Source organism: Variovorax sp. 01T439_2 (assembly GCF_056398445.1).
On record NZ_JBFTPJ010000194.1, the window covers coordinates 1 to 9,545 of the forward strand.

The 9,545-nt window shown below is 63.2% G+C and carries 10 protein-coding genes; all 10 read right to left on the bottom strand.

Going from position 1 to position 9,545, the window contains the following annotated elements; translation table 11 throughout:
* Positions 1 to 667 (bottom strand): type II secretion system F family protein (locus AC1DOC_RS11560; protein WP_478129820.1); only part of this gene is annotated, 667 nt, incomplete at its 3' end.
* Positions 664 to 1,644, bottom strand: a complete 981-nt coding sequence (locus tag AC1DOC_RS11565) for a type II secretion system F family protein (protein ID WP_478081137.1) — start codon at positions 1,642 to 1,644, stop codon at positions 664 to 666. The genes AC1DOC_RS11565 and AC1DOC_RS11560, both read right to left, overlap by 4 nt.
* The gene (locus AC1DOC_RS11570; protein WP_478129821.1) at positions 1,637 to 2,953 is read right to left on the bottom strand and encodes a CpaF family protein; all 1,317 of its coding nucleotides are present in this window, start codon (positions 2,951 to 2,953) and stop codon (positions 1,637 to 1,639) included. The genes AC1DOC_RS11565 and AC1DOC_RS11570 overlap by 8 nt, the downstream gene beginning before the upstream one ends.
* A gap of 9 nt (positions 2,954 to 2,962) precedes the next feature.
* Positions 2,963 to 4,258: a CpaE/TadZ family protein gene (locus AC1DOC_RS11575; RefSeq protein ID WP_478081136.1), complete on the bottom strand. Its 1,296-nt coding sequence runs from the start codon at positions 4,256 to 4,258 to the stop codon at positions 2,963 to 2,965.
* A 23-nt stretch (positions 4,259 to 4,281) separates the two neighbouring features.
* Complete coding sequence (locus AC1DOC_RS11580) at positions 4,282 to 5,649, bottom strand: type II and III secretion system protein family protein (protein ID WP_478081135.1); 1,368 nt, start codon at positions 5,647 to 5,649, stop codon at positions 4,282 to 4,284.
* A 48-nt stretch (positions 5,650 to 5,697) separates the two neighbouring features.
* Positions 5,698 to 6,693 (bottom strand): Flp pilus assembly protein CpaB, encoded by a 996-nt coding sequence (gene cpaB, locus AC1DOC_RS11585; RefSeq protein WP_478084111.1) that lies wholly within the window; start codon positions 6,691 to 6,693, stop codon positions 5,698 to 5,700.
* A gap of 65 nt (positions 6,694 to 6,758) precedes the next feature.
* Entirely contained in the window at positions 6,759 to 7,265 is a 507-nt protein-coding gene (locus AC1DOC_RS11590) for an A24 family peptidase (protein ID WP_478129822.1), read from the bottom strand.
* Between the two features lie 36 nt (positions 7,266 to 7,301).
* Positions 7,302 to 7,475, bottom strand: coding sequence for a Flp family type IVb pilin (locus AC1DOC_RS11595; RefSeq protein ID WP_478084113.1), 174 nt, complete (start codon positions 7,473 to 7,475; stop codon positions 7,302 to 7,304).
* A 257-nt stretch (positions 7,476 to 7,732) separates the two neighbouring features.
* Positions 7,733 to 9,115, bottom strand: a complete 1,383-nt coding sequence (locus AC1DOC_RS11600; protein ID WP_478084115.1) for a L,D-transpeptidase family protein — start codon at positions 9,113 to 9,115, stop codon at positions 7,733 to 7,735.
* Positions 9,116 to 9,174: 59 nt separating this feature from the next.
* A partial coding sequence (locus AC1DOC_RS11605; RefSeq protein ID WP_478129823.1) for a L,D-transpeptidase Cds6 family protein occupies positions 9,175 to 9,545 on the bottom strand: 371 nt, incomplete at its 5' end.

Consider the following 9,545-nt stretch of genomic DNA (forward strand, 5'->3'; position numbering starts at 1 on the left):
GGCCGCGGCTGTACTGGTTGTTGGCCAGGCTCAATTCGTGGCCGAGCACGCGCAGCACGTGTGAGAAATCGGTGGCCATGATTTGCAGGCTCTGGTCCAGACTCAATCCCACCCCCTGAAGCAAGCGCAGCAGGTCGATAAAAAGGGGAAGCTCCTGTGTGGCGCGCTCACGCCGCGCAGCGGCAAAACGGCCGAGGATCCATTTGGGCACCATGAAGCCGAGTACGAAAGCGGCCGCCAACACGATGACAACAGTGCGCTGCGCATGATCCGCACTCCACAGCACATAAGCCAGAAAGGGGAGCAGAACGGCGAGGACGACGCGAGTTACCAGAAAGACCAGCTGTGCCTGCTTTGAGGAAAGGCCGCATTGGTCGATGAGATTGCGGTCTTCATCGGCAACCAGTGCCCGGCCAAAGCGCGAATCGAGCCAATGAAACGGCAACTCGATGTCCGACTTCACGGAGTTGCCCGCCGCTTCCATCGTATCGACGGATTCCATTGGCCCATTCGGAGTAGCGACGATCTGATGAATGGCACGACCGATGACCTTCCCGCTGCGCGTGCGACGCAGTTCGGCCGCGATCAGTGCGCCGGCGCCAACCATCAGCCCGATTGCTAAGAGCATCAGGCTGAAGATCGCCATTTGGTTGGACGTGAATGTCATGTCAGTCTCGCCAATCGGTAAAGGAGACCTGCACCAAACAACTGAAGACCTGCAGAGGCAAAGATCAACGTCCGGCCTGAGTCGTCATTCCACATCCCCAAGAAATATGCGGGATTGATAACGATGAGAAGGACCCCGATACTCACTGGCAACAATCCAAGGATCCACGCAGAGAGTCGCGTCTCCGACGACATGGCGATCAGTTCGTGCTCTGCTTGCTCGCGGTCACGCATGAAATTGCTGACACGTTCCAACAGCAGGTCGGAGCGTCCGCCATAGCGCACGCCCAGGCCGAGGATGGCGGCCAGCAGGTACATCTCCTCGATGCGAACCTTGCTCGCTATCTGGTGCAGGGCGCGATCCAGATCCATCCCCACGCGAACCAACGATGCCGCGCGCTCCAGCTGACCGCGTAGCGGAGCCTCCGTGGTAGGGATTGCAAGTTGGAAAGCCGCCTGTGTTGAGTTGCCGATAGTGATCAGCCGCACCATCGCGTCGATGTAGGCGGGCAACTGGCTAACCAGCTTGCGGCGGACTTTCTGTAGTCGCAGCCAGACGGTGAAAACTGCGAGGAGTGCCAATAGCGCGAGCACGCTCAGCGCCACGATCCAGCCACCGAACAGACCAGAAAGAGCAGCGAACGCCAAGATGGCGGCTAAGCCCAGCGCGACCATGCGCGGATCAACCACGCCTACAAGCCAATCGGGCAAGGCTCTTTCAAGAAAGCCAACGGGTTCTGAAGCAGCAGCACTTGCCTCGGTCTCGAGCCACGGGTCGGTCATGAGCGCATCGCTCGGCAAATCCCGCAAGGGCATCGGCGTTTGCACTGCAGTCGCCGTGCTGGCCAGGATCTGCTGGTCCAAGTGGCGTGCCGCCGCCTGCCGTGCCTGGCGCCCCTTTGCCCATTGCCACAGCAGCAGCCCCGCGGCTGCAAGCAGCAGCGCGATGCAAGCCACCGTCAGCAGGACCTTAGCCACGGTTGTCTCCTTGCTGCCCTCGCGCCAGCGACTGGCGGAAGCGCGTGATCTTGGGTGAATGCGGTGCAATGCCCAGCGACACCCAACGATCGCGCTCCTCGCCGTCGGGCGACGTGATCGGCTCGAAGCGGTAGAGCTCCTGCATCGCGACCACGTTGTCGTTGACGCCGGTGACTTCGCTCAATGAAAGGATGCGGCGCTGCCCATTCGAAAGGCGACCGATCTGCACGATGAAATCGATGGCATTGGCAATCTGCCGGCGCAGGCTCACTTCGCTGCCCTGGTAGCCTGCAAAACCCGCGAGCATTTCAAGGCGGTAAAGGCATTCGCGCGGCGAGCTTGCATGGATGGTGCCCATCGAGCCTTCATGGCCCGTGTTCATTGCCTGCATCATCTCGATCACTTCGGCGCCACGCACTTCGCCCACGATGATCCGGTCGGGCCGCATGCGCAGGCTGTTGCGCAGCAGGTCGCGGATCGACACCACACCCGTGCCGTCGAAACCGCCAGGGCGGCTTTCCAGCCTCACGACGTGGCTGGTGCCCAGCGACAGTTCCGCCGTGTCTTCGATGGTGATGACGCGCTCGCGCGCGGGGATGAAGGTGGCAAGCGCGTTGAGCAGCGATGTCTTGCCCGAACTGGTGCCGCCGCTCACTAGGATGTTGCAGCGCGCACGCACGGCAATCTCCAGCAACTGCGCCATGCCTGCGTCGAAGGTGCCGAGCTTCACCAAGTCAGCCGGCGTGAGCGGCTCCTTGCGGAACTTGCGGATCGAGACCGAGAGCCCGTCGATGGCCAGCGGCTCGATGATCACGTTGATGCGCCCGCYATCGGGCAGCCGTGCATCGACCATCGGGTTGGATTCGTCGAGGCGCCGCCCCAGCGGCGCGAGGATGCGGCGCACGATGCGCATCACGTGCTCTGCATCGGCAAAGCGCACGGTCTCGCGCTCCAGCATGCCGTGGCGCGACACGTACACGTTCTGGTAGCCGTTGATCAAAATGTCTTCGACCGCAGGGTCGTTGAGCAGGTCTTCCAGCGGCCCGAAGCCTGCAAGCTCCTTGGTTAGCGCGTCGGAGATGAGCTGCATCTCGCGGTTGTTGATCGGCACGCGGCGCAGCCGGACGAAGCTGTCGACTTCCAGTTCGACAAACTGCTGGATCGAGGCGCGCGACCAGCGGCCGAACTCCGCCCCCAGCTCTTCGATGCGGCTCAAGAGATGGTCATGCGTCCAGCTCTTGATGTCCTGGAACTGCTGGGAGTTGACGAACGCCTGGTCATCGTCGGCGAATTCGAGATCGTTGGACATAGAGGCGTTTCAACCTTGACTAGAGCTTTTCCAGAAGCCGGCAATTTGCGACATTCGCGCGACCCAGCTGGATTCCTTGGCCGGCGCCTCGCCTGCGTCGGACGTGTATTGCTGGTTCAGCCCGCGTGCGAGGGCGGCCACGGCTTGTGAATAGGCGTCGCTGCGCGCGGTGCGCACCAGCATCTCGCCGCGGCTTGCCGCCGCTAGCAGTTGCGTGCCGCGTGCCGGCAGCACATGGTGCAGCGGCAGTTCGAGCCGGTCGGCAATGTCCTTGGCCGGCAGTCCCACATGGCTGTCGAACTTGTTGACCACGAGCGACAGACGATCGGTGTCGATGCCGCGGGTGCGCAGTTCCTTGAGCATGTTCGCGGTGGAGACGATTGCGCCGATGCTCTGGTCGCACACCACCCAGCTGTGCTGGGCAACCTTCACGGTCTGTGCGACGAAATCAAGCGTCGAAAAACCCCCCAGGTCGGCAATCTGGAAATCGAAGAAATCGCCAAGCCGCTTGATCAGTGCCATCGAATCGGCATGCGAGATCTCGCGCACTTGCGCAAGGCTCGCGGGCAGCGGCAGCACGGCCACGCCGCTCGTGTGGTGGGCCAATGCGGTGTGCAGCAGCGTCTGGTCGAGGCGGCGCAGGCTGCGCACGCCATCGACAAAGCTGAAGCCGCTTTGCGTGTCCAGATACAGAAGACCGTCTCGGGCGGGCAGTCCAAGGTCGAGCAACGCCACGCCACGGCGCATGTTGCGGCTCTGAGAAGGTGCGGCCGTTTGAGACGGCTGTTCGTTGAGCACCAGCGCCAGGCTGGCCGCGAGCGTGGTCACGCCAATGCCGGGCCTCGCGCCCAGCAGCGCAAGCGTGCATCCGCGGGCGTGGCTTTGCAGGCTGCCTTGACGATCGACCAGCTTGCGCAGCGTGTTGATTGCATCGGTCGGCGGTGCGCTCATGTCGACGAAATCGTCCACGCCGGCACGTAGCGCGGCAAGCATGGAAGCTGGCTCGGTCGAAACGCCCGTTGCCAGCACCGGCAGCGTCGGCCATTCACGCTTGAGGCGCTGATGGAGTTCGCCTGCTGCAGCGGCGTGGTCGCCCGAGAAATCGAGAAAGACGGCCGCCGGACTGAGCATGGCAATTCGCTCGTCGATCGACTTGGCTTCGGAGGGAAGGATCACCACTGCGCCCAATTGGTTGAGCGCGTCGCTCAGCCATGTGATGTGGCCGCTGTTCGGCGATGCGAAGAGATAGGTCTCCACACCAATTTCAGGAAGGCTGTCGCGTGGGGCATTCATGGCGTCGGCCAAGGGCTTTGCGTGGTTCGGTTCGGTCAACGCGAGAAGCCCGGCACCGTCGTGCCCGAGGCCGGCCCCAGCAGATGTGCGCGCCACACGGGGCCATCGCGTTGTTCGGCGCCACCCGGCAGGTACGGACTCAGATCCGTGCCACGCGCAATGGGCTTCACCAGATGCGGCGTGACAAGGATCACCAGCTCCTTCTCGCTCATCTGGTACTTGTTCTGCTTGAAGAAGGTTCCGAGCACCGGGATGTCGCCGAGCAGCGGAACCTTGTCGGCGTTCGATGTCGTGGTGCGGCTCACGAGCCCGCCAATGATGAAGCTCTCGCCGTCGCCCAGTTCCACCGTGGTGTCGGCGCGGCGCGTGCTGATCGCGGGCACCGCGACACCGCCGATGCTGAGCGAGTTGGTGTAGTCCAGGTCGCTGGCCTCGGGCGCCACCTTGAGCACGATGCGTTCGTTCGACAGCACCGTGGGCGTGAGCGTGAGGCCGATGCCGAAGGGCTTGTATTCGATGCTCGTGGTGCCGAGGCCCTGGGGCGCGGGCACGGGCAGTTCGCCGCCGGCCAGGAAGCTTGCGCTCTGGCCCGAGAGTGCCACCAGCGTGGGCTCGGCAAGCACGCGGGCCATGCCGTTGCCTTCGAGGAAACCGACATTCAGGCCAATACCGGCTTTGCTGAAGTTGAACAGCAAGCTGAATGCCTGTGCGAGCGGGTTGTTGTGTTCGCCGCCAATCGATCCGTCACTTCCGAACGTTGCAGAACGCAGCGACGACGGCGTGAAAACGCCGAAACTGAAGCCGTTGGAGTTGGCGCGCGTACTGAAGATGTTGAGGCCGGCCTGCTTGAGCACGCTGCGGTTGAACTCGACGATCTTCACTTCCACCTGCACGGTGCTGCTTCGCACATTGACAACGGATCGGTCGAGCAAGGCCGACTTTTCTCCGCCGGCGGCCATGGCTGCGTCACGGGCTTCCTGGTGCGCGTCCATGCTGTTGAGCGAGCCGGAGAGCGTGGAGGCGCGGCGCCGCACTTCGAGCGCGTAGACCGTGGCAGCCGACTGGCCTTTTTCCCAGATCATCAGCGTGGTCCGGCCCGCGGCCTTGCCGGTGACGATAAGGCGTGCAGCTGGCGAGTTGGGYGATTGGCGGGTGAGGGCGACACCGGCGACCGTCTCGTCGGCAATGGCCATGCGCTCGATGCCTTTGCCGATCAGCAATTCCTTTTGCGTGCCCGCGTCGATCCGCAGTTGCAGCGCAGGACGGGCAGATGCAGCCTCTGTTGCATCTGCCGCTGTGGCCGCCACAGGCCACGCCCCCTGGGCCAGCAGGCACAGCACCGCGAGCGTTGGACGCAGAGGACGTGCCGGACCGGCTGTTTTCGCGCGAAGGGCGATCGTCATGGTGTTCGATTCCTGCGTGGCGTGCATGGGCGTGCCACTTGTTGCTGATCAGTAATTGATGGTTTCGCTGCGGTCGCCGCGAATGACTTCGACCTTGAGTCCGCCGCGGGACTCCCCCGTGCCGGCCGTTGGTGCCTGCGCGGCAGCGATGACTGGCGCGCGCGAAGCGCTGCTCGGTTTGCCGCCGGTCACGAAGTCGGCCGTAGTGACGCCGGCCTGCGCGCGATTCAGCCCTTCGAGTGGTGGGCGGCGCGGTTCGCCGGCTTTCTGCGGAGGTGGCTGCAAGGCGGTGGGCAGTTCGGCAAAAAGCTTCGGGTCGGGTTCCGACATGTCGGTCGGGTTGCGCAGCGCCAGCAGCAAACGGCCGCTGTTTTCGGCGAGCGTGAGCCGGTTGATGTCGTCCACCGGCACTGCGAGAACGACGGTGCGAGCCGCCTCGGCGCGCTGTGCCTGCTGTGCCGCCGCATTCTTGTCTATCTTTGAAGGCAGGCCGTCGACGGAAGCAGTGCCGTAGGCAAGTACGCGCTTACGCGAGAGGAGCAGTCGCGCTTGACTGCGGTCGATATCCTTTTCCCTGCCGTCGGCCTTGAGCATCAGAAAGACATCGACGAAGTCGCCAGGTTGGACTTGGTTTCCCACGCCCATGATCTCGTCGGCCTTGATGGCGAACGCACGCTCGCCCGTAGCAACGCGCAGGGCCAAGCCAGAAACTAGTTGGCCTTCGAGAAGCGGGGAACCTTCACTCAGATCGATCACTGGCACGCGTCCTTCGAGCGCCGCCGTTTCCTTAAAAGCTCCTGCGGGGTTGATGCTTAGGTTTTCGATACGAAGCGCGTCCGCCGGGATCGCATGACCGGCGGGCAGCGGCTTGGCCGCAACGACTACCGGGAAAGTCTGCGCTTGGGCAGACTTGGCCGACGTGGCTGAGGAGGGGGCGACTGCGACGGCCGGAGGGGACTGACGACTGAGCATCCATGCATAGCCGCCGAGCGCGATGGCCAGGAGCACGAGGATAGCGGCGATGATTTTGGTCAGATTGATCATTGGGCGGCGTGTCGAGGAAGGAGCATTCGAGAGCTATCGATGAACAGCTCRTGGTGACGGAGCGATTAGCTACCCTGTCGACCCCAAACCATCCACACCGCGGCGGCCAGCGCGAGGTAGGCCGCATAAGGAATGAAGCGCACTCGGGTGAGCGGCGGATTGGCTTTTGCAGAAGGCGAGGGCCCGAAAAGCATGAGAGAGAGCCGCGGCGAAACGGGCCAGCGCTGGAGCACAAGCCAAAGCCCCGCATGCAAACCGGCGAAAACGCTGCCGATGRTCCAGACGGGGAGCAGCGCCCATAGCCCGACCCACAGTCCGAGAGCACCARCGAATTTCACGTCACCCGCTCCCATGAGCCCGAAGGCATAAAAGAGGAGTAGGAGCGCGAAGCCGACTCCTGCACCTAGCAAGGCGTTGGTCCAATCGTGTCCAAGTGGCCCAGTTCCCCAGGCTAGGGCTGCAAATGCCAAAGCGGCGCCTGCGAGCACAAGCCAATTGGGAACGCGACGTTGGCGAAAATCGTAAACGGCAACAAGGAGAAGCCAGAGCAGACAAGCTGACGTCAATGTCATTGTTTTGGTGCCGTCTCGGACCCTTGCACGACCTACTTAAACGGCGGCTTTTAGCTTTGTTGAAATTCTTGTAAAAAGACCCGACAAATCCGTACCAAGAGCGGTCAGGGCGACAGCAATTCCAATTGCAACCAAGCCCGCAATCAACCCATATTCAATTGCAGTAGCACCTTCTTCATCGCGCAGAAAACGAGTAATAGAGCGAAGCATGATTTCCCCTTAAAAAAGTGTTAACAAGTGAGGCTGGCCAGGTGGATGTTATACAGCGTAACTCCGTGTATCAACAACAGTAACCCGTAACAACGTTACGTTCCCTGGGAACATTCAAACGGCGTTTGTTACGGGAACAAAGTCGTTACGTGTCACGTAGCAGGGGTGTGTAACGGTAGTTGTAACGCCCAAGATAGGTGCATCTCTTGTGCAAAAAGTCACACCTTTGGGGTACCTACCCCTCARCCGGGAGGGTCTCAGCCGAGGATTTCTTCGTGGAAAAGCTTCCACTCGCTGCCTTGGCGCAGCCAGTATTGGCGCCGGGTGCGCCCGCTTTTTTCGCCTTCGAAGACTTCGCCGAAGGTGGCGACCATGGTGTCGTCGCCGTCGCGCCAATGCAGGAAGGACATGTCCTTGAACTGCACGCGTTTGCCCTGGGCATATTCCACTTCGTCGTGGAGCACCGAAAAGCCATCGGTGTTTTTCTTGTTGCCGCTGCTGCGCTGGAAATCGGGCAAATAGAATTTCTTCAATTGCGCTTCATTTCCGTTGGCCCTGGCATCTTTCCAGGCAGAAATTGCGCTGGTGAAGGTCTGGGCCTCTTTTTCGGCCTGCGGGCGCGCAATCCACTGCAGGCTGGATGCGGTGACCACGGGGGTGGCGCCGATCTGCACCTTGCGCAGCAGCTGCTTCAGGTCGGGGTTGGCCATGACGACGCAGCCGTCGCTCGCGAGCGGCGCGCGCGAGAACTGCTGGGGCGGGGTGCCGTGCAGCCAGATGCCGCTGCCGGTCTTGCCGCGCCGCACGTCGTAGGGGTTGGGGTAGTTGATGGGCAGCGCGCCGGCGCCGTAGAAGTCGCGCAGCGACTTGGGGTCGAGGCTGCTGGTGACGTAGTACACGCCCAGCGGCGTGCGCGCGTCGCCCTCGGTGGCCTTGCCGATGCCCGACTTGCCGACGGACACGTAGTAGTCGGCCACCAGCTGCAGGCCCTTGTCGGAGTTCTCGAGCAGGTAGAGCCGCGAGCGCGAGGCGTCGACCGCAATGGCATAGCGGCTGCGCGTGGACAGCGCCAAAAACTGCGAAGGCACGGTGCCGGCCGGCGGCCTGTCGCGCAGGGCCTGCAGGCGCCGGCGGGACTCTTCGCGCAGGTCGGCCATGGCCGGATCGCTGCGCAGCCGCCCGATGCCGGTGGCGTCTGAAAAGGCGTGCGCGGGCGGCACCTGCGTGGCGAGCAGGTCGGCATAGACGAGCTGCGCAAGCTGGAAGTTGGGATAGTCCCGCACCAGGTCGCGGGCCTTGGCCAGCGCGGGGCGCGGCTGGCCGCGTCCGAACAGTTCGTAGACGGCGATCAGGCGGGCTTCGGCGCTGCTGGCCTGCTGCAAGGCTGCAGAAGAAGCAGAAGCGGCTGCCGCCTTGCTGCGCGGGGCGCCTTTGGCTGCGGCAGCGGCAGCGGTTCTTGCCTCTGCGGCGGAAGCTTTTCGTGCCGTCCTGGCCTTGGCTTCCCTGGCGGCCGGGCGGCTGGCGGAAGCCTTGGCCTTGGCGCCGCTGGTCTTGGCGCTCGCGGACTTGGTCGATGCGGCCGCTGCCGTGCCGTGCGTTGCCAGCAGCAGGGCCGATGCCGCCATGAGCGCGGCAAGCATGTTCGCGCCGCGCCGCAGCGCAGGCTTCCGAAGCCGGCCGCGCCGGACGATGTCTGCCACTAGCCGCCGACGCTTTCCTTGCGGATGTGCCACTGGTTGCCGGCGCGTTGCAGCTCGAGCGTCTTGCGGCTCGAGATGTTGAGGTTGTCGGCGCGGTAGATCTGGCGGAACTTGGCGGTTGCGGCCTGCCCGTTGACGCTGATCACGAGGTTCTCGATGTTCACGCTGATGCTCGACTTGCCGACGATGCGCGCGCGGCGTTCTTCTTCCCAGCTCTTGCGGCTTTGTCCGCCGCCGGGGTTGAAGTCGGGGCCGTAGGCGGCAAGGTAGCGGTCCATGTCCTGGCCGGCCCATGCGGCAGCCCATCCGCGCACGGCCGATTCGACTTCGGCGGTGGAGGTGGAAGAGGGCGCCGCAGCCGGTGCTGGCG